General features: G+C 72.4%; 17 protein-coding genes. 7 read left to right on the forward strand and 10 right to left on the reverse strand.

What is annotated here, in order from left to right; all coding sequences use genetic code 11:
- Window positions 1-12: 12 nt before the first annotated feature.
- Window positions 13-813: a tetratricopeptide repeat protein gene (locus tag CYAGR_RS10370; protein ID WP_015109761.1), complete on the reverse strand. Its 801-nt coding sequence runs from the start codon at window positions 811-813 to the stop codon at window positions 13-15.
- Between the two features lie 169 nt (window positions 814-982).
- Between CYAGR_RS10370 and CYAGR_RS10375 the strand changes: the two genes are divergently transcribed.
- Entirely contained in the window at window positions 983-2,596 is a 1,614-nt protein-coding gene (locus CYAGR_RS10375; protein WP_015109762.1) for a glucosyltransferase domain-containing protein, read from the forward strand.
- On the opposite strand, the gene ruvB is transcribed toward CYAGR_RS10375, so the two are convergent.
- Complete coding sequence (gene ruvB / locus CYAGR_RS10380) at window positions 2,544-3,614, reverse strand: Holliday junction branch migration DNA helicase RuvB (protein ID WP_015109763.1); 1,071 nt, start codon at window positions 3,612-3,614, stop codon at window positions 2,544-2,546. The genes CYAGR_RS10375 and ruvB overlap by 53 nt on opposite strands.
- Window positions 3,615-3,676: 62 nt before the next feature.
- On the opposite strand from ruvB, the gene smpB reads away from it, so the two are divergent.
- Window positions 3,677-4,177 carry an SsrA-binding protein SmpB gene (gene smpB, locus CYAGR_RS10385; RefSeq protein ID WP_015109764.1) on the forward strand — a complete coding sequence of 167 codons (501 nt, stop codon included), beginning with the start codon at window positions 3,677-3,679 and terminating at the stop codon, window positions 4,175-4,177.
- A 9-nt stretch (window positions 4,178-4,186) separates the two neighbouring features.
- Here smpB and CYAGR_RS10390 read toward each other — a convergent pair whose 3' ends face one another.
- Window positions 4,187-6,322, reverse strand: a complete 2,136-nt coding sequence (locus tag CYAGR_RS10390; protein ID WP_015109765.1) for a serine/threonine protein kinase — start codon at window positions 6,320-6,322, stop codon at window positions 4,187-4,189.
- Window positions 6,319-7,365, reverse strand: coding sequence for a cysteine synthase A (locus tag CYAGR_RS10395; protein WP_245552506.1), 1,047 nt, complete (start codon window positions 7,363-7,365; stop codon window positions 6,319-6,321). Before CYAGR_RS10395 ends, CYAGR_RS10390 begins: the two co-directional genes overlap by 4 nt.
- Before the next feature lie 60 nt (window positions 7,366-7,425).
- Here CYAGR_RS10395 and egtB point away from each other — a divergent pair, with 60 nt between their 5' ends.
- From egtB to CYAGR_RS10420, 5 genes are read left to right on the forward strand one after another with little or no spacing between them, the layout of a single operon-like run.
- A complete protein-coding gene (gene egtB / locus CYAGR_RS10400) occupies window positions 7,426-8,676 on the forward strand; it encodes an ergothioneine biosynthesis protein EgtB (RefSeq protein WP_015109767.1) in 1,251 nt (416 codons plus the stop codon).
- The gene (egtD, locus tag CYAGR_RS10405; protein ID WP_015109768.1) at window positions 8,670-9,641 is read left to right on the forward strand and encodes an L-histidine N(alpha)-methyltransferase; all 972 of its coding nucleotides are present in this window, start codon (window positions 8,670-8,672) and stop codon (window positions 9,639-9,641) included. Before egtB ends, egtD begins: the two co-directional genes overlap by 7 nt.
- On the forward strand, window positions 9,638-9,874 hold the full coding sequence (locus CYAGR_RS10410; RefSeq protein ID WP_015109769.1) for a hercynine metabolism small protein: 237 nt from the start codon (window positions 9,638-9,640) through the stop codon (window positions 9,872-9,874). Before egtD ends, CYAGR_RS10410 begins: the two co-directional genes overlap by 4 nt.
- Window positions 9,871-10,356, forward strand: coding sequence for a hercynine metabolism protein (locus CYAGR_RS10415; RefSeq protein ID WP_015109770.1), 486 nt, complete (start codon window positions 9,871-9,873; stop codon window positions 10,354-10,356). Before CYAGR_RS10410 ends, CYAGR_RS10415 begins: the two co-directional genes overlap by 4 nt.
- 13 nt (window positions 10,357-10,369) lie before the next feature.
- Window positions 10,370-11,170 (forward strand): YdcF family protein, encoded by an 801-nt coding sequence (locus CYAGR_RS10420; protein ID WP_015109771.1) that lies wholly within the window; start codon window positions 10,370-10,372, stop codon window positions 11,168-11,170.
- A gap of 28 nt (window positions 11,171-11,198) precedes the next feature.
- On the opposite strand, the gene CYAGR_RS10425 is transcribed toward CYAGR_RS10420, so the two are convergent.
- The 6 genes from CYAGR_RS10425 to mreC all read right to left on the reverse strand — a co-directional run bounded on the left by CYAGR_RS10425 (window position 11,199) and on the right by mreC (window position 16,808).
- A complete protein-coding gene (locus CYAGR_RS10425) occupies window positions 11,199-11,462 on the reverse strand; it encodes a hypothetical protein (RefSeq protein WP_015109772.1) in 264 nt (87 codons plus the stop codon).
- A 38-nt stretch (window positions 11,463-11,500) separates the two neighbouring features.
- Window positions 11,501-13,021 carry a lysine--tRNA ligase gene (gene lysS / locus CYAGR_RS10430; protein ID WP_015109773.1) on the reverse strand — a complete coding sequence of 507 codons (1,521 nt, stop codon included), beginning with the start codon at window positions 13,019-13,021 and terminating at the stop codon, window positions 11,501-11,503.
- 70 nt (window positions 13,022-13,091) lie between these two features.
- Window positions 13,092-13,976: a response regulator transcription factor RpaB gene (gene rpaB / locus CYAGR_RS10435; protein ID WP_015109774.1), complete on the reverse strand. Its 885-nt coding sequence runs from the start codon at window positions 13,974-13,976 to the stop codon at window positions 13,092-13,094.
- Window positions 13,977-14,112: 136 nt separating this feature from the next.
- Window positions 14,113-15,453, reverse strand: a complete 1,341-nt coding sequence (locus CYAGR_RS10440) for an ABC transporter substrate-binding protein (protein ID WP_015109775.1) — start codon at window positions 15,451-15,453, stop codon at window positions 14,113-14,115.
- A gap of 3 nt (window positions 15,454-15,456) precedes the next feature.
- Window positions 15,457-16,068 carry a hypothetical protein gene (locus CYAGR_RS10445; protein ID WP_015109776.1) on the reverse strand — a complete coding sequence of 204 codons (612 nt, stop codon included), beginning with the start codon at window positions 16,066-16,068 and terminating at the stop codon, window positions 15,457-15,459.
- On the reverse strand, window positions 16,068-16,808 hold the full coding sequence (mreC, locus tag CYAGR_RS10450) for a rod shape-determining protein MreC (protein WP_015109777.1): 741 nt from the start codon (window positions 16,806-16,808) through the stop codon (window positions 16,068-16,070). The genes CYAGR_RS10445 and mreC overlap by 1 nt, the downstream gene beginning before the upstream one ends.
- Window positions 16,809-16,813: the final 5 nt, after the last annotated feature.

The following is a 16,813-nucleotide window of genomic DNA, read 5'->3' on the forward strand; positions in this document are numbered from 1 at the left end:
GGCGAAGCCGGTTCAGGAGGCCAGGGCCAGGAACTGGGCCAGAGCCTGCACGGGCACGGGCGGCCAGCGCCGTATCTGCAGCAGCCATTCTTCCTGCCGGTAGCGGGGATCAAGCCCGGAAGCCGCGGCCCAGTGGCTTTCCGCCTCGCCCCGGGCCCCCCGCCGCCACAGCAGCGCCGTCAGGCCGGCGCGGGCATCGGCGAACAGGGGATAGCGGCGGATCAGGTCGCGCATCTGCTTCTCCGCCACCGTGGTGTCCCCAAGCTGGAAGGCGGCCAGGGCGGCGCTGGAGCGGGCCATGGCGAAGCCCGGCCGGGCGGCGGCGGCTGCCTCGAAGCAGGCGCGGGCCGCCGGCCAGTCGCCCCGGGAGCCCTCCACGTTGCCCAGGTTGTAGAGGGCGGAGGCATCCTCCGGATTGCGCTCCAGGATCCATTGGTAATCCGCAGCGGCGGCGCTCCACAGGCCCAGGGCCTCCTCTGCGGTGCCGCGGTTGAGGTGGGGGTCGGCGCTGGCGGGCTCCAGCTCTATGGCCTTGTCCTGGTCGGCGATCGCCGCCCGGGCATCCCCCAGGGCCAGCTGCACGTTGCCGCGGTTGCTCCAGGCCGAGGCGTCCTCTGGCGCCAGATCCACCACCCGGTCCCATAGGGGCAGGGCCTCGCCGAATCGCCCATCGCGACTGGCGGCCAGGGCCTGCTCGAACAGGGCCGGTAGCGACACCGCCCCCGCCGCTGAGCCGGCCGCTGGGCCGGCATCGGCCCGCAACGCCTGCGGCCAGGCCAGCAGCCCCACCAGCAGCAGGATCAGGGCCAGCAACGGTCCCAAGGGGGCGGCGCGAAGCCGATGATCTCGACTCCGGCGTAGGACACCGACCCCCGGGGCTTCATCGCCTGCCATTCCCCGACGGTAACGACGGTGACCGGGCGGTGAGGACCGGCCACCGGGGAAAGCGGGTGATCATGGAGTGATCTGGTTGCGCCTTGCCATGGACAGCCTGCTCGGGTCGATCCAGGCGATTCCACGCCGCACGGGGTTGTCCAGCGGAACGGTCGGCGTGCTGCTGGGCATCACCATCCTCTGCCTGGGCGGCTTCCTCTTTTCCTTCACGGAATCGATCGACGATGAGCTCACCCTCACCCAGACGGAACAGTCGATCCTCTGGCATTTCCAGGTGGGGCGATTCATGCTCGGTTGGCTGCGCCGGGGCTTCTGGCCGAGCACCCATCCCTTCGTGGCCTATGCCTGCCTGGCCGTGGCCTATGTGGCGTCCTATGCCCTGCTGATCGGCCTCCACAACCTCCGCCATTCCTGGAGGACGACCCTGGCCTTTCTCCTCTTCCTCGCCTTCCCGACGAACTGGCTGCTGCAGGAGTTTCCCGTCACCGCCTTCTCGCTGGCCTTCGGCCTCGTGCTCGCCCCCGTGGCCGTCATCGAGACCCTGCGCGTCCACTCCGGAGAGGCCGCCCGGGAGGGCTCCCGGTGGCGTCTCTCGCTGGTCACCATCGGGCTGCTGGTGGTCCTGACCGGCTTCTTTCAGTCCTTCCTGCTGCTGTACGTCTCGATCGGGATCGGCGCCGTCCTGCTGGACGGGGACGCCTCCCGGGCCGGCGCCAGTAACCGGCTCAGCGCTCTGCCCCCCGTCTTCGGCTACGCCGTCATCGCGATCCTGCTGCATCGCCTGATCGTCAAGCTGAGCCTGTTCTTCCACGGCCTCGAGCCCGCCCACCTCGATCAATACACGCGCAACACCCTTGGCATGCTGCGCTTCAGGCCGCTCGACTACCTGCTGGGCCATGCCACCCAGATCCTGCGCACCTACGTGCACCCCGGCTACTCCTACGGAGCGGATCTCTGGGCCCTGCCGCTCCTGGTCGCAGGCGCGATTCTCACCTGGTGGGCGACGAGAAAACGCCTGCCGGCAGGGTCTCGGCTCATCCAGGCCGGCCTGGTGCTGCTGCTGCTTCTCTCACCGTTTCTGCTCAATGTGCTGTCCACACCCGACCGGCTTCCCCTCCGGTCGTACGTCTCCCTGCCCTATGTGATCTGGGTGTTCGCCATGCTCTGGCTGCTCCAGGCCAGAAGCCTGCAGCGCGGGAGTCTCCTGGCCTCGGCCCTGGTGACAGGTCTGCTGGGCTTCCAATGCCTCAATGCCACGTCGGAGTACTTCTTCTCCCGTCACTACAACGCCAGAGCGGACCTCGTCACCGCCTCCACCATCGCCTCCGCCATGCTGAACCGGCCCGAGTTCCAAGGACAGGGGCCCCTGACCCTTGTGGTGCAGGGCAAACTCGATCGTCCTCTGCTGAGCCGCTCGGCCTGGTACTCCACCGCCAACGGATCCTTCTTCAACTGGGACGGGGGTAGCGCGACGCGCATCGTGGCCTATCTGCGAACCCTGGGCATCACCAACCTCACGGCCGGCGATGAGGCCACGCGCGAGAGGGTCCTCCAGCAGTTCAGCGCGATGCGCCCCTGGCCCGATCCCGGCTCTCTGCGCCTGCAGGGTGATGTGCTGCTGCTCAAGTTCTCGGGCGACGCAGAGCCCCTCAGGCCGCCGCCGGACCAGCCCCGTCCAGGTGGGCGCGCCCGGCGGAGGTGACGACCCGCCCCCGGGGCGTGCGCTGCAGGAAGCCCAGCTGCAGCAGGTAGGGCTCCACCACCGCTTCGAGGGTGGCGGGATCCTCCCCCAGCCCCGCCGCCAGGGTTTCCAGACCCACCGGCCCGCCGCCGTAGGCCTCCAGCATCAGGCCCAGCAGGCGCCGGTCGCTGGCATCCAGGCCGCGCCCGTCCACCCGGTGCAGGGAGAGGGCCTCCTCCACGAGTGCCGCATCGATCCGGCCGTGGCCCCCCACCGCCGCCACGTCCCGCACCCGGCGCAGCAGCCGGTTGGCGATGCGCGGCGTGCCCCGGCAGCGGCGGGCCACCTCCTGGGCGGCGCAGGGCTGCAGGGCCAGCTGCAGCAGGCCGGCGGCCCGCTGCACGATCGCCTCGAGGTCATCGAGGCCGTAGAACTCCAGCCGCTGGATCAGGCCGAAGCGATCCCGCAGCGGCGAGCTCAGCGAGCCGGCGCGGGTGGTGGCCCCCACCAGGGTGAACGGGGCCACCTCCAGGCTGCGGGTGCGGGCCGTGGTGCCCTTGCCGACGGTGAGGTCGAGGCGGAAGTCCTCCATGGCGGGGTAGAGGATCTCCTCGGCCACCCGGTTGAGGCGGTGGATCTCATCGATGAACAGCACCTCGCGGGGCTGCAGGTTCACCAGCAGGCCGACGATGTCGCGCGGGCGCTCCAGGGCCGGGGCGCTGGTGATCCGGCAGCGCACCCCCAGCTCCTCGGCCAGCACCAGGGCCATGGTGGTCTTGCCGAGGCCGGGGGGGCCGTAGAGCAGCACATGGTCGAGGGCCTCCTGGCGGCGGCGGGTGGCCTCCACGGCGATGCGCAGCACCTGCTTCAGCTCGCTCTGGCCGATGTAGTCATCCAGCCGGCGGGGCCGCAGGCCGTCCTCCCGCACGGGGGGCTCCTCGACAGCAGCGGTGGGGTCCACGAGCCGCTCCGGAGCCGCCCCGGACCGCTGCCCCCGGGGAGCGGGTGCGGCCGTTCCTCCCGAAGAGATGATCGCCATGGCTGGAGGGTACCGGCTGCTGCCTAGGGTCGGGGAGCACCCAGGTGATCAGGAACGCGGCGATGGCGAAGGGGCCCGGCAGGAAGGGCGGTGGCGCCAAAGGCGCCGATCCGGCCAACCGGCTGCTGGCCGACAACCGCCTGGCCCGCCACCAGTACGAGATTCTCGAAACCCTCGAGACCGGCATCGAGTTGCTCGGCACCGAGGTGAAATCGATCCGGGCCGGCCAGGTGAACCTGCGCGACGGCTTCTGCCTGATCCGCAACGGCGAGATGCAGCTCCACAACGTTCACATCTCCCCCCACAGCCACGCCGGCAAGTTCTTCAACCACGAGCCGCTGCGGGTGCGCAAGCTGCTGGCCCACCGCCGCGAGATCGACAAGTTGCGCGTCGCCCTCGACCAGAAGGGGCTCACCCTGATCCCGCTGAACCTGCACCTCAAGGGCTCCTGGATCAAGATCACCATCGGCCTGGGCAAGGGCCGCAAGCTGCACGACAAGCGCCAGGACGAGAAGAACAAGCAGATCGCCAAGGAGACGCGGGCCGCCGTCGCCCGGCTCTGAAGCCTGGCTTCAGTTGCTGGGCGGTGCGGGGGGCGCCGGTGGACTGGCGGGGGCCGGGGGCGCCGGGGCTGCGGGGGCCGGGGTGGCGCCGGGGGTGGCCGGGGCCTGGGCGGGCGCGGTGTCCTGTGGCTCCTCGGGGGCCGGTGGCGCCTCCGGCGCCGGTGGCGGCGTGGGGGCCGGCGGATCGGCCCGCAGCGACAGGCGGATCAGGGCCGGGGCGACGCCGTCGTTGGTGAGCAGCAACTGCACCGGCGAGCTCTTCTGGCCATCGAGGCTGACCACCCGCAGGGGGCCCCTCGGCTCCAGCTGCGTTCCCCCGGCCGAGTAGACGCTCATCTGCAGCAAAGGCGAGCCGCTGACGCCGAGGGCGAGGCCGTGGCCGGCGGGCAAGCGGATCGGGAACAGCCGCGCCCCGCTGGCCGGCACCTCGGCCGACAGCACCTGGGCGGTGCCGGAGGGGGCCTCGATCGGCTCGATCCTGAGGTTCTCCAGCGTCAGTTCGGCGGCGGCATACCAGATCTGGCGGAAGGGTTCCGGTGGCATCGCCTGGGAGGCCCGGCTCGGCAGCAGGTTCTGGACACTGGCCGACACCAGCTCCCGCAGCACCGCCGGGCTCAGCCCCTGGCGCACGAAGCCGCCCTGGCGCTGCTCCCAGTCGCTGGCGCTGAAGCTGCCCAGCCGGCGCCGCAGGGGCAGGGGCAGCTGCTCCACCCGGGCCAGCCATTCCTCGGCCAGTTCGTTCCACACCCGCCGCAGCGGCGTGTCCTCCAGGGTGTCGGAGGGGAGCCGGCCGTTGCGCTCGGGGTACTGGGCCAGCAGGGCCGCATCCACCAGGCTCAGGAACCAGGCCCGGTCCACCTGCATCGCCCGCAGGCGGTTGAGCAGCTGCTGGCGCTGGTCCACCTCCGAGGGGGGCAGGCTGCTGGGGAGCTCGCTCTGGCCGCCGGGGGCCGGGGCGCCCACCTTGCCGCGGCTCAGCCACCACCAGCCCACCGCCGTCCCCACGACCGCCGAGAGCACCAGGGCGATCAGCACCGGCCAGAAGCCCCCCTCGGCCTCCTCCTCCCGTTCCTCATGGCGGCGCCGCACGCTGTCACTGACGGCCACGGCGGCCGGTGGCGGCGGCGTGGCGGCAGCGGCCGTGGGCAGCGGCAGCTGGGGCTCCACCCGCGCCGCCTGCGGCGATGGGCCGGCGGCGACCTCGGCCGGCCGCCACTCCTGTGCCGGCTCCGGCCCCCGCTCCGGGGCTGGCGGGGGCAGGGGGGTGGGGGGTGGCGCCGCGGCCTCGGGCACCAGCACCACCGTGCGGTCGGCCCGCGGCACCGGGCCCATACTGTCGGGCATCACCAGGGACTGGAACGCCACCAGGGCCTGGCCGGCGGAGGCGAAGCGCTCCTCGGGGTGGCGGCTCAGCAGGCGCTGCAGCTGGTGCAGCAGCTCCGGCTCGTTCTCCAGCGCCGCCGGCCAGCGCCACTGCATCGTGGCCGGATCCAGCAGGCGCTCCGGCCCGTCCCCGCTCAACAGCACCAGGGCCACCACCCCGAGGGCGTGCAGATCCATCCAGGGCTGGGCGGGCTCGCCCCTGGCCAGCTCCGGCGGGGCGTAGCCCGGGGTGGCCCCCTGCAGCCGCTCCCCGGCGGGGCCGGCGGACGTGCCGCGCACCAGGCCGAAATCAAGCGGCACCGGCAGGCCGTCGCTGTCGCGGCGCAGCAGGTTGGCGGGGCTGAGGTCCCCGTGCAGCAGGTCCTGGCTGTGCAGGGCGGCCAGCACCGGCAGCAGCTGGCGCAGCAGCAGCAGCACCTCCCCCGCCCCGAACACCAGCTGGCGCTCGGCGCGCAGCTCCAGCAGCTGCTGGTAGGTGCGGCCCGCCTGCCACTCCCGCACCAGCCAGAGCTGGCCCTCGGCCTCGATCACGGCGCCGATGCGGGGCACCTGGGGATGGAGCACCCCCTGCAGCCGCGACCACAGCTCCCGGGCCCGGGCCTGGTCCTGCTCCGGCCCGATGCGGCGCAGAGCCACGGGCGCATCGGCGGCCAGCTGGTCGCTCGCCAGCCACAGCTCCCCCTGGGGGCCGGCGTTCTCCGAGCCGATACAGCGCTCCAGCCGGTAGCGGCCGCCGATCACCTGACCCTGGGCTGCGCTCATGGGATCAGGGCCGTGCCGGTGCGCTGGGGCTGCTCGAGGCCGCGGCCCGCCAGCCACTCCCTGTCGTAGAGGCGGGAGCGGTAGCGATCACCGCTGTCACAGAGCACGGTGACGATGCGATGGCCGGGCCCCAGGCGCCGGGCCGTCTCCACCGCCGCCGCCACGTTGATCCCCACCGAGCCCCCCATGAACAGGCCCTCCTGCCACAGCAGGCCATAGATCGTGCGCAGGGCCATGGGGTCGTCGATCCGCACCGCGTCATCGATCGGCGCCCCCTCCAGATTGGCGGTGACGCGGCTGTTGCCGATGCCCTCGGTGATCGAGTTCCCCTCACTCTTCAGGGTGCCGTCGGTGGCCCAGCTGTAGAGGGCGCTGCCGCAGGGATCGGCCAGGACGCAGCGGACCCTGGGATCCTGCTCCTTGAGATAGAGGGCCACCCCGGCGTAGGTGCCGCCCGTGCCGGTGGCGGCCACCCAGGCATCCAGCCTGCCCCCGGTCTGCTGCCAGATCTCCGGGCCGGTGCTGCCGTAGTGGGCGCGCCGGTTGGCGAGGTTGTCGAACTGGTTGGCCCAGACGGCACCGGGCGTCTCCTCGGCGATGCGGCCCGAGAGGCGCACGTAGTTGGCCGGGTCGCTGTAGGGCACGGCGGGCACCGTGCGCACCTCGGCGCCGAGGCTGCGCAGCAGGCCGATCTTCTCCGCCGACTGGGTCTCGGGGATGACGATCAGGCAGCGGTAGCCGCGGGCATTGCAGAGGTGGGTCAGGCCGATGCCGGTGTTGCCGGCGGTCCCCTCCACCACCGTGCCCCCCGGCTTGAGTTGGCCGCTGGCCTCCGCCTCCTGGAGGATGCCCAGGGCGGCACGGTCCTTGACCGACCCGCCGGGGTTCATGAATTCCGCCTTGCCCAGGATCTCGCAGCCGGTGAGGGCGCTGAGGGCATGGAGCCGGATGAGCGGCGTGCCGCCGACCGCCCCGCTGAAGCCCTCGGTGATCCCGGTGCTCATGCCGTCGCTGTGGGCTCCCATGCGGCTGGCCTTCTCCATGGCTGCGTGGCCGGATCGTAGGGAACATCCCTAAGGTCGGCCCCAGAGAACGGCAGGACCATGGGTTCCAGGGCACACGCGCCGGCGGACATCCCCTGCCTCCTGCAACGGCTCCAGGCGGTCCGCCGGCACAGTGAACGCCTGATCGAGGGTCTGGAACCCGAGGACCTCTGTCTTCAGGGCATGGCCGATGCCAGCCCCGCCAAGTGGCACCTGGGGCACACCACCTGGTTCTTCGAGACCTTCCTGCTGGAGCCCCACCTGCCGGGCCACGCCACGCCCGACCGCCGCTGGGGCCATCTGTTCAATTCCTATTACGAGGCGGTCGGCAGCCGCCACCCCCGCCCTGAGCGGGGCCTGCTCACCCGTCCGGCCATCGGCGAGGTGCTCGCCTGGCGCCGGCGCGTCGACGCCGGGCTGGAGACGCTGCTGCTGGAGCTGGATCGCGGCCCCGCCGACACCGCGGCGCCCCTGCTGGAGCTGGTCGAGCTGGGGCTCCAGCACGAGCAGCAACACCAGGAGCTGCTGCTGATGGATCTGCTCGACGGCTTCAGCCGCAACCCCCTGGAGCCCGCCTATGGCGTCGAACCCCCCGGCGCCGGGGCGCCGGAGCTCACCGGCGGCTGGCGCTCCCACCCCGGCGGGCTGGTGGAGATCGGCCACGCCGGCGCTGGCTTCCACTTCGACAACGAAGCCCCCCGGCACCGCCAGTGGCTGGAGCCCTTCAGCCTGGCCGAAACCCTGGTCACCAACGAGGCCTACGCAACCTTCATCGCCGATGACGGCTACCGGCGGCCGGAGCTGTGGATGAGCGAGGGCTGGGCGCTGGTGCAGCAGCGCGGCTGGGGCGCGCCGCGCTACTGGCGCGGGGAGTGGGAATTCACCCTGGCGGGCCGCCGGCCGCGCCTCCCCCAGGCCCCCGTGCGGCACCTCAGCTGGTTCGAGGCCGATGCCTTCGCCCGCTGGAGCGGCGGCCGGCTGCCGAGCGAAGCGGAATGGGAGCTGGTGGTGGCGGAAGCCGCCCAACCGGGCGGGCGCCCCCTGCCCCAGGCCTTCGGCGCCCTCTGGCAATGGACCGCCAGCCCCTACCGGCCCTACCCGGGCTTCCGCCCCGCCCCCGGTGCCGTCGGGGAATACAACGGCAAGTTCATGTCCTCCCAGTTCGTGCTCCGCGGCAGCTGCTTCCTCACCCCGGCGGGCCACGCCCGCCCCACCTACCGCAACTTCTTCGGGCCCCACTGCCGCTGGATGGCCGCCGGGCTGCGGCTGGCCCGCGACGGCGCTGACGACGGCACCGGCACTCCATGCTGATCGACCTCCATCCCGAGCCCGCCGACATGGCCCGGCTGGTGATCGACGGCATGGCCCGCCGCCCGAAGCAGCTGCCGGCCTGGCTGCTGTATGACGCCGAGGGGTCCCGGCTGTTCGAGGCGATCTGCGAGCAGCCGGAGTACGGCCTCACCCGCACCGAGACGGCCCTGCTGGAAGCGAAGGCGCCCGAGCTGGCCGCCGCCCTCGGGCCCGGGGTGGTGGTGGAGTTCGGGGCCGGCAGCGCCCGCAAGGTGAGCCCCCTGCTCGCCGCCCTGCGGCCCGCCGCCTATGTCGCCCTCGACATCAGCGCCGACCACCTGGCCCCCGCCTGCCGGGCCCTGCAGCAACGCCATCCGGACCTGCCGGTGCTCGGCATCTGCTGCGACTACAGCCGCCTGGAGCAACTGCCCGACCACCCCGCACTGGCTGGCCACGGCCGGCTGGGCTTCTACCCGGGCAGTTCGATCGGCAACTTCGACCCCGCCGGCGCCCGGGACCTGCTGCGCCAGTTCCGCCGGCTGCTGGGGCCGGACAGCCGCCTGCTGATCGGCATCGACCAACCCAAGGCGGTGGAGCGGCTGGAGGCGGCCTACGACGACGCCGCCGGTTGGTCGGAGGCCTTCGCCCGCAACCTGCTGACCCGGCTCAACCGGGATCTGGACGGCGATTTCCACCCCGACGACTTCCACTACCGGGCCTGGTGGGAGGCCGGCCAGTCCCGCATCGCCATGGCCCTGGTGAGCCGCCGGGAGCTCACCGTGCAGCTGGCCGGCCACCACTGGCCGTTCGCGGCCGGCGAAGCCCTGATCACCGAGTACAGCCACAAGTACGCCCCCGAGGCTTTCCTGGCCCTGGCCGCCGAAGCCGGCTGGCTGGGGGCCGGCCGCTGGAGCGATGTCGCCGGGGATTTCGCTCTGCACCTGCTGGTGCAGGCAGACTCGGATCAGCACCGGAGCGAGCCATGAGCAGGGAGGAGCAGCGTCAGGCCATGCGCGGGGTGCGTGAGGGGCTGATCGAGGAACTCGAGGACCTCTACCGCCGGGCCTTTGACCGCATCGGCGAACAGGACCTGGGCGAAGGGGCCATCGCCCGGCTCACCCAGTTGCTGCTGCGCTCCCGCGAGGCCGCCATCACCCCCCTGCAGGAGGAGATCGAGGCGCCCCTGATCACCCGCGCCCCCGGCGAACCGGTGCCATGAGCAGCAGCTGGCTGGAGGAACTGGAGGCGCGGCTGGATCAGCAGCTGGAGGGCTTCCTGCGCACCAATCCCCAGCAGGAGGAGCTGCTGAGGGAGCAGGCCGCCCGCGACCGCCAGCGGCAGCTGCTGGCGGAACGGGTGCGCCTGCGCCAGCAGGCCGAGGAGCAGCGGCGCGAACTGCTGCGGCTGGCCGAGGAGATCCGCCAGTGGCAGGAGCGCACCGGCCGGGCCAGGGCCGCCGGCGCCGAGGACCTGGCCGGCCGCGCCGAGCAGCATGTGACCGGGCTGATGGATCAGGGTCGCCACCGCTGGCGCGCCCTGGCCGATCTGGGCCAGCGCTTCGCCGGCGTGGAACAGGAGCTGGCCGAGCTCACCAGCCGTCCCCGCACCGGAGCCGCCCCCACCCCCGACCTGGAGGCCGACTGGGCCCGGTTCGAGGCCCAGCAGGAGCTGCAGGAGCTGAAACGCCGCAGCCAGCGCTGAACCCCGCCGCCCCATGGGTTTCCTGCTCTCGAAACTGCTGCCACTCGGCGTCTACCCCCTCGGCCTGGCCCTGCTGCTCCAGATCGCCGGCCTGCTGGGCGGCCAGCGCCGCTTCGGCCCGGTGCTCTCCGGGGTGGGCATCGCCCTGCTCTGGCTGGCGGCCACGCCCCTGCTGAGCCGGCAGCTGGTCTGGAGCCTGGAGGAGCGGGCCGCCCGGCTGACGCCGTCGCCGATTCCCAGGGCCGATGCGGTGCTGGTGCTGGGCGGCGGCCTGCGGCCCGCCCTGCCACCGCGCCAGGGGGTGGAGGTGAATGAGGCCGGCGACCGGCTGCTGCGGGCCGTGGCCCTGGTGCGGGAGGGCAAGGCCCCCTGGCTGCTGGTGACCGGCGGCAAGGTCACCTTCATGGCCAACGATCCGGCGGCCGGTGAGGCGCGGCTGGCCAAGGCCCTGGCCACCAGCCTGGGGGTGGCGGCCGATCGGATCGTGACCAGCGAGGAGGGGCGCAACACCGGCGAGGAGGCCGGCGCCCTGGTGCGGGTGGCCCGGCAGCGGGGCTGGACCTCCCTGCTGCTGGTCACCAGCGCCACCCACCTGCCCCGTTCCCTGGCCACCCTGCGCCGCGCCGCCCCGGACCTGCGGATCATCCCGGTGGCCTGCGACTTCCAGCTCCCCGAGCGGGGATCGTTCGGCACCCCCACCGTGGCCGGCACCGTGATGGGGCTGCTGCCCAGCGCCGAAGCCCTGGTGCTGACCACCACGGCCATGCGGGAGCATCTGGGCCTGCTGGCCTACCGCTGGCGGGGCTGGATCTGAACCGCCGCTGCCGCGGCCCGTTGGAGCTCTACTTCTTGGGCACCGGGGGCACCAGGCTCACCCCTTCAGGCGGTGGGGTGGGATCGGGATCGGCGATCAGCATGTGCTGCAGCACGATCTCCGGACGTTCACTGTCCCGCCAGCGGATGCGGTAGGCGGGCATCTTGGTGCCGCGGCTGGTGGTCTGCTCCACGGGCTCCATGACCCAGCCACGGCGGGATCGCCCCTGGGGATTGCGCTTCACCACCGCATCGGCGTGTTGAAAGCGAAAACCGACGCGCTCACCACTCATACCAGAGCCCCGAGGGGGAGAAGGCCTACTGGAGACCATTATCCCACTGCGTCGGTTCCGGCCTTCTCGCGGGCCTCCGGGCGCAGCAGGGGGAAGGCGATCACATCGCGGATCGAGGGGCTGTCGGTGAGCAGCATGGCGAGGCGATCGATGCCGATGCCGAGGCCGCCGGTGGGAGGCATGCCCACCTCCAGGGCGTGCAGAAAATCCTCGTCCACCGTCTGGGCTTCGGGGTCCCCCGCCTGGCGGCGCAGCTGCTGCAGCTCGAGCCTGGCGCGCTGATCCAGGGGATCGATCAGTTCGCTGAAGGCGTTGGCCGTCTCCCTCCCAACGATGAACAGCTCGAAGCGCTCCACCAGCCCGGGCTTGCTGCGGTGGGCCCGGGCCAGGGGCGAATTCTCCACCGGGTAGTCCATCACGAAGGTGGGCTGCACCAGGGTGGTCTCCACCGCCTGCTCGAAGGCCTCCACCAGCAGCCGGCCCACGCTGTCGGCGGCCTCCGGGGCCGCCAGGCCGGCGGCCTCCATCGCCGCCACTGCCTCGGCACGATCGCTGAAGCCGCTGAAATCCAGGCCGGTGGCCTGCTCCACCAGCTCGTGCATCGTGACCCGCCGCCAGGGCGGGGTGAGGTCGATCTCGGCGCCCTGGTAGGTGATCCGGGTGTCGCCGCAGACCTCGAGGCAGGCCGCGGCCAGCAGCTGCTCGGTGAGGTCCATCATCGTGTGGTAATCGGCGAAGGCCTGGTAGATCTCCACCGAGGTGAACTCAGGGTTGTGGCGGGTGCTCACCCCCTCGTTGCGGAAGATGCGCCCCAGCTCGTAGACCCGCTCGAAGCCCCCCACCACCAGCCGCTTGAGGTGCAACTCGGTGGCGATGCGGAGGGTGAGGGGCAGGTCGAGCGCGTTGTGATGGGTGGCGAAGGGGCGGGCATCGGCGCCGCCGGCTTCGGTCTGCAGGACGGGCGTCTCGATCTCGAGGAAGTCGCGCTCGTCGAGCCAGCGGCGCATGGCGCTCACCAGCCGGGCCCGGCGCCGGAAAGTCTCGCGGGTGTGGGGCGAGACGATCAGATCCAGGTAGCGCTGGCGGTAGCGCTTCTCCACGTCCGCCAGGCCGTGCCACTTGTCGGGCAGGGGCTGGAGCGCCTTGGAGAGCATCACCCAGTCGCTCACCTTCACCGAGAGCTCGCCCCGGTCGGTGCGGCGCAGGCTGCCGTGCACCCCGATCCAGTCGCCGCCGTCCACCAGGGAGGTGATCTGGGCGAAAGCCTCGGGCTCCTCCGGGTGGGCCGCCAGCAGGGCGGCCTTCTCGATGAACAGCTGGATCGGGCCGGATTCGTCGGCGATGGTGAAGAAGGCCAGCTTGCCCATCACCCGCCGGGTCATCACCCGCCCGGCCACCGCCACCGCCACCGCCCGCTCCTCGCCGTTGGGCAGGTCGGCATGGGCCTGCTGCAGCTCGGCGGTGCGGTGGCTGGGGGCGAAGCCGAGGGCATAGGGAGCCCGTCCCAGGGCCTCCAGGCTGCGGGCTTTCTCCAGACGGGTCTCACGCAGATCCGACAAGGCAGGCAGGGCGATGGAGAAGGATCGCAGCCATCCTGCAGGATCAGCCGGCGGCGACCAGGCCGGGGGCTCAGCCGGCGGCGGCCAGAGTTCCCTCGCCCATCCGCTGGGAGGCGTAGCCCGTGCCCCGCACCGTGAGGATCAGCTCCGGATTGCGGGGGTCGGGCTCGAGCTTGCCGCGCAGCCGCGCCACATAGACATCCACCACCCGCAGGTCGGCGGCGCGGCGCGGCGGGTAGCCCCAGAGCTGCTCGAGGATCTCGGCCCTGGGCACCACCCGGCCGGGTTCGCGGAACAGCAGCTCCAGCAGGCTGAATTCGGTGTAGGTGAGGGCGATGCGCTGTCCCTCCCGGGTCACCTGGCGGCGGTTGGTGTCGACCACCAGATCCCCCACCCGCAGCACGCCGGAGCCCGTGGGCAGATCTCGCGGCTCGCTGGTGGCGGCCCCCCGGCCCATGCGGCGCAGGATGGTGGAGATGCGGGCCTCCAGTTCCTTGGGGCTGAAGGGCTTGGGCAGGTAGTCGTCGGCGCCGAGGTCCAGGCCCGCCACCCGCTCGGCGATGGCATCGAGGGCGGAGAGGAAGATGATCGGCACGCAGGATTCGGCTCGCAGCCGCCGGCAGACGGCGAAGCCATCCAGCTTCGGCAGCATGACGTCGAGGACGACCAGGTCGGGCTGCTCCTTGTGGAACAGGGCCAGAGCCTCCTCACCGTCCTCGGCGCACAGGACCCGGTAGCCGGCCAGCTGCAGGCGCATCAGCAGCACCCGGCGCACGGCGGCCTCGTCGTCGACGACGAGCAGGGTGGCGATCGGCTGGGAGGGCTCCTGGTCGGCCGGAGGGGGGGAGGCGGGCTGCTGGACGACCGACGCACCACCGGAGGCTTCCTGCTCATCAGCCCCGTCGGTGAACGGGGAGGCTGAGGATGCAGAGGATGCGACCGAATGCGTGGGCATCGCTCCTGTCCGACCGGATGAAGAATCGCAACCATAACGCGACGCCGTTTCGGGCCGTGAACACGGAATCGGCTCCGGCAGCTGGCCTCTGGCCGATTCACAACATTTCTTCAGGGTCCCCGGCTCGGCGGCGGCCTCAGGGCCAGCGGGCCTCGGCGTAGCTGTTCCACTGCCGCTCGGCCTCGGCCAGGGCCGCATCGCTGTCGAGCTGCCCCAGCATCGCCCGCTGCAGCTGGGTGTAGAGGATCGCCTGCAGCCGCTTCACCCCCGGGGTCGCCGGCACCAGCACCCGCGCCGCGGCCAGGGTTTCGATCGAGAGCAGCCGGGCGCTGTGGACCAGCCGCTCCTGCCCGCCTGTGGGCACCGCCGCCCGCAGCCGCCCCTCCAGGCTCGCCAGGGCGCCGCGGGAGGAGGGCAGCACCCGGGCTTCCTCGGCGAAGGCCAGCTGGTTGGCGGCGTTGCTCAGGAACAGGGCGAAACTCAACGCCTCCGGGGCCATGGCGCTCTGGCGCGGCACCACAAGGTTCATCACCGCCACGTTGGCCTCGCCGCTGGCCCCGGTCAGGGGAGGGAAGGGGGCGGAGGTGGCGGCGATGCCGGGGGCGTTGGTCTGCAGGTTGCGGAGGAAATCGGGACCGCTGGCCACCTGGGCCAGATCGCCGGCCTGGTACAGCTCGATCGCCCGCCGGTACCCCTGGCTCACCACTTCCCGCGGCAGCAGGCCGCGCCTGTAGAGGTCGCTCCAGAAGGCGAAGGCCCGCCGGCCGGCGGGGCTGTTGAAGGCCGCCCGCTGGCGCTCGTCCAGCAGCCGCACCCCCATCTGCACCAGCGCCTCCATCAGCTCGCCGGAGTCGTCGGGGACCACGGTCACGAACAGGGCATAGCGGCCGGTGCGGCGCCGGACGGCCTCGGCATAGGCCGGCACCTCCTCCCAGCGGCGCGGCGGGGCGGCCAGGCCGGCCTTCTGCAGCAGACGGCGGTTGGCGATTGTGACCCGGGCCGTCAGGTACCAGGGGATGCCGAACTGCTCCCCCCCCTGCTGGCCGGAGATCCAGATTCCGGCCAGGTAGCGCTCGGCGGCATCGGCGGGCAGCAGGGGCGTGAGGTCCCGCAGGCCCCCCTTGCTGGCCAGGTTGGCGGCGAAGTTGGGGTTGAGGTTGACCAGATCCGGCGCGGTGCGGGCGAACACCGAGGCCAGCAGCTTGCGTTCCACCGAGCCCCAGGGCACGTCGGTCCAGCGCACCGTCACACCGGGATGGGCCTGCTCCCAGGCGGCGATCACCCGCCCCATGTAGTCGTTGAAGCGGGGCGCCAGATCCAGGGTCCAGACGTTGAGCACCTTGCCCCGGCCGGACGCGGGCGGCCGGGCGCAGGCCCCGGCGGCGAGGGCGAGGGCGAACGGGGCGGCCAGGAGCCTCAGGGCCTGGCGGCGGGGCAGGCGGGACGGCAGGCTCGAGCGGGAAGACATCCTGGCCATGGCCTAACGGCGCCAGCCGGAGCCCAGTTGCCGCCAGAGCAGCAGTTGCAGGGAGCAGAGCATCGGTGCGAGCACGGCCGTGATCAGGGTCTGGGCGAGCAGAACCCGCAGGCCGGATCCCGCCAGATCATCCCAGCGCCAGCCCGGCAGGGCCAGCAGGGCGGGATTCACCCCGTGCTCCCGGGCACTGCGGCTGGCGAGCGGTCCCGCCTGCTGGAGCACGTCCCGGGTGCCGATCCAGTCGAGGACGCCCCACTGCAGCATCAGGGTGAGGCCCAGCAGGGCCGTGCCGATCAGGGCGAGCAGGCCGAGGCTGAAGCTGCGCTGGATCGGCGCCGCCCGCCGTCCCAGCCGCCCCCACCACCAGCCCAGCAGCAGCAGGGCTGGGATCTGGGTGACGCCGCCGGGGTGGAGGGCATCCAGCAGCAGGCCCAGGGCCAGGCCGGCGCAGGCCCCCGAGAAGGGCCCGTCGCTGAGCGCCCAGGGCAGCAACCACAGCACCGCCCAGCAGGGACCGACACCGTCGAGGGCCAGCCAGCCCGGCGAGGCCAGGGCCAGGAGCGGCACCAGCAGGACCGAAGCGGCGAGCAGGGGCTGCCGGGTGAGCAGGTCCATCAGCGCACCTGCACCTGCACCCAGTCGAGGGCCGAGACCGGCGCGATCAACTGCACCACCGCCTCCGGCGCCGGATCGGCATTGGCGTCCATGGTCTGGATCACGCCCACCGGCAGGTTGGGGGGCACCAGGGTGCTGGCGGGGGAGGTCACCACCACGTCACCGGGGCGGGCCTGGGGATCCTTCTCCAGGAAGCGCAGCAGGGGCCGGGCGGTGCCGATGCCGGTGAGCAGGCCGTGGTGCTGGGTGCGCCCCACCCAGACCCCGACCCGGCTGCTGGGGTCGGTCAGCAGGGTGACGGTGGCGGTGCTGGGGGTGACGCTCCCCACCAGACCGACCAGGCCACCGGGGCCGAGCACAGCCTGCCCGGCCCGGATGCCGCTGAGGGCCCCCTGGCCGAGCAGCAGCTGGCGCCACCAGCCGGATCCCTCCCGGGAGATCACCGGCGCCGTCACCCGGTTGGGATTCTTCTGCTGCAGCTCCAGGAGCGAGCGCAGCCGCTGGTTGTCCCGCTCCAGCTGGGCCAGCCGGGCGCCGTCCTCCACCCGGCGGGCCGAGCGCAGCCATTCGGCCTGGGCGGTCCCCGGCCAGAAGGGCCGGCTGAGGAAGGCGTAGGCGTCGGTGAGCATGGCCCCCTTGCTGAGACGCACGGCCACGAGCGCCAGCAGCACCAGCAGCCAGGGCAGGAGGCGTCGCAGGGAGGAGCCGTCGACGAAGCGGAGCCAGCGCCAAGCCGGCATCGGAC

The organism is Cyanobium gracile PCC 6307, from assembly GCF_000316515.1.
Lineage (GTDB): Bacteria > Cyanobacteriota > Cyanobacteriia > PCC-6307 > Cyanobiaceae > Cyanobium > Cyanobium gracile.

What these genes read in the sequence shown, in the direction of transcription:
- CYAGR_RS10375 (WP_015109762.1), top strand. Translation starts at nt 983, where the DNA reads ATGGACAGCCTGCTCGGGTCGATCCAGGCGATTCCACGCCGCACGGGG.
- ruvB (WP_015109763.1), bottom strand. Translation starts at nt 3,614, where the DNA reads ATGGCGATCATCTCTTCGGGAGGAACGGCCGCACCCGCTCCCCGGGGG.
- smpB (WP_015109764.1), top strand. Translation starts at nt 3,677, where the DNA reads ATGGCGAAGGGGCCCGGCAGGAAGGGCGGTGGCGCCAAAGGCGCCGAT.
- CYAGR_RS10390 (WP_015109765.1), bottom strand. Translation starts at nt 6,322, where the DNA reads ATGAGCGCAGCCCAGGGTCAGGTGATCGGCGGCCGCTACCGGCTGGAG.
- CYAGR_RS10395 (WP_245552506.1), bottom strand. Translation starts at nt 7,365, where the DNA reads ATGGAGAAGGCCAGCCGCATGGGAGCCCACAGCGACGGCATGAGCACC.
- egtB (WP_015109767.1), top strand. Translation starts at nt 7,426, where the DNA reads ATGGGTTCCAGGGCACACGCGCCGGCGGACATCCCCTGCCTCCTGCAA.
- egtD (WP_015109768.1), top strand. Translation starts at nt 8,670, where the DNA reads ATGCTGATCGACCTCCATCCCGAGCCCGCCGACATGGCCCGGCTGGTG.
- CYAGR_RS10410 (WP_015109769.1), top strand. Translation starts at nt 9,638, where the DNA reads ATGAGCAGGGAGGAGCAGCGTCAGGCCATGCGCGGGGTGCGTGAGGGG.
- CYAGR_RS10415 (WP_015109770.1), top strand. Translation starts at nt 9,871, where the DNA reads ATGAGCAGCAGCTGGCTGGAGGAACTGGAGGCGCGGCTGGATCAGCAG.
- CYAGR_RS10420 (WP_015109771.1), top strand. Translation starts at nt 10,370, where the DNA reads ATGGGTTTCCTGCTCTCGAAACTGCTGCCACTCGGCGTCTACCCCCTC.
- CYAGR_RS10425 (WP_015109772.1), bottom strand. Translation starts at nt 11,462, where the DNA reads ATGAGTGGTGAGCGCGTCGGTTTTCGCTTTCAACACGCCGATGCGGTG.
- rpaB (WP_015109774.1), bottom strand. Translation starts at nt 13,976, where the DNA reads ATGCCCACGCATTCGGTCGCATCCTCTGCATCCTCAGCCTCCCCGTTC.
- CYAGR_RS10440 (WP_015109775.1), bottom strand. Translation starts at nt 15,453, where the DNA reads ATGGCCAGGATGTCTTCCCGCTCGAGCCTGCCGTCCCGCCTGCCCCGC.
- CYAGR_RS10445 (WP_015109776.1), bottom strand. Translation starts at nt 16,068, where the DNA reads ATGGACCTGCTCACCCGGCAGCCCCTGCTCGCCGCTTCGGTCCTGCTG.
- mreC (WP_015109777.1), bottom strand. Translation starts at nt 16,808, where the DNA reads ATGCCGGCTTGGCGCTGGCTCCGCTTCGTCGACGGCTCCTCCCTGCGA.